At 44.9% G+C, this 1,379-nt stretch carries 1 protein-coding gene; it reads left to right on the plus strand.

Annotated features, from left to right (window positions below):
- The coding region (locus HM982_RS18365; protein WP_394354369.1) for a beta strand repeat-containing protein at window positions 1-1,379 on the plus strand (1,379 nt) is incomplete at both ends.

Consider the following 1,379-nt stretch of genomic DNA (forward strand, 5'->3'; position numbering starts at 1 on the left):
TTATTGTATCAGATGGTGAAGATGGTGTTGACGGAGCAGATGGATTAACCCCAGAAATCGGAACCAATAATAATTGGATAATTGGAGGAGTTGATACAGGTATTGTTGCAGGAGGACAAAATGGTGCTTCAGCATATGACGAATGGCTTGCAGCTGGAAACACAGGCTCAGCGCAAGACTTTCTAGATTCGTTAATAGGTGCTTCCGGTTCAGATGGTGTTGATGGAGATGACGGAACAGACGGTTTAACCCCAGAAATCGGAGCCAATGGCAACTGGTTTATTGGAACAACAGATACAGGTGTTGTTGCTGAAGGTCAGAATGGAGATTCAGCATACGAAGAATGGTTAGTAGCCGGAAACACAGGCTCAGCGCAAGACTTTTTAGATTCGTTAATAGGTGCTTCTGGTTCAGATGGTGTTGATGGAGATGACGGAACAGACGGTTTAACCCCAGAAATCGGATCAAACGGTAATTGGTTTATTGGAACAGTAGATACAGGAGTCGTTGCGGGAGGTCAGAATGGAGATTCAGCATATGACGAATGGCTTACAGCTGGAAACACAGGCTCAGCACAAGACTTCTTAGATGCATTAGTAGGTCCAGCCGGACAAGATGGAGCAAACGGAACTTCAGTAACGGTAATGGATAATGGAGATGGCACTGTAACCGTAAGTGACGGAACAACCGATGTTATTATATCAGATGGTGAAGATGGTGTTGACGGAGCAGATGGATTAACCCCAGAAATCGGAACCAATAATAATTGGATAATTGGAGGAGTTGATACTGGTATTGTTGCAGGAGGACAGAATGGTACTTCAGCATATGAAGAATGGTTAGCAGCAGGAAACACAGGTTCGGAACAAGACTTTTTAGATGCATTAGTAGGTCCAGCCGGACAAGATGGAGCAAACGGAACTTCAGTAACGGTAATGGATAACGGAGATGGCACTGTAACCGTAAGTGATGGAACAACCGATGCTATTGTATCAGACGGAGCAGATGGTGTTGATGGAGCAAACGGTTTAACCCCAGAAATCGGATCAAACGGTAATTGGTTTATAGGAACAGTAGATACAGGAGTCGTTGCAGGAGGTCAGAATGGAGATTCAGCATATGACGAATGGCTTACAGCCGGAAACACAGGCTCAGCGCAAGACTTCTTAGATGCATTAGTAGGTCCAGCCGGACAAGATGGAGTAGACGGCACCTCAGTAACGGTAACGGATAACGGAGATGGTACTGTAACTGTAAGTGACGGAACAACCGATGTTGTTGTATCCGATGGAGCAGATGGATTAACCCCAGAAATAGGGACGAATAATAATTGGATAATCGGAGGAGTTGATACAGGTATTGTTGCAGGAGGACAAAAT

Source organism: Winogradskyella vidalii (assembly GCF_013403955.1).
Taxonomy (GTDB): Bacteria; Bacteroidota; Bacteroidia; order Flavobacteriales; family Flavobacteriaceae; genus Winogradskyella; species Winogradskyella vidalii.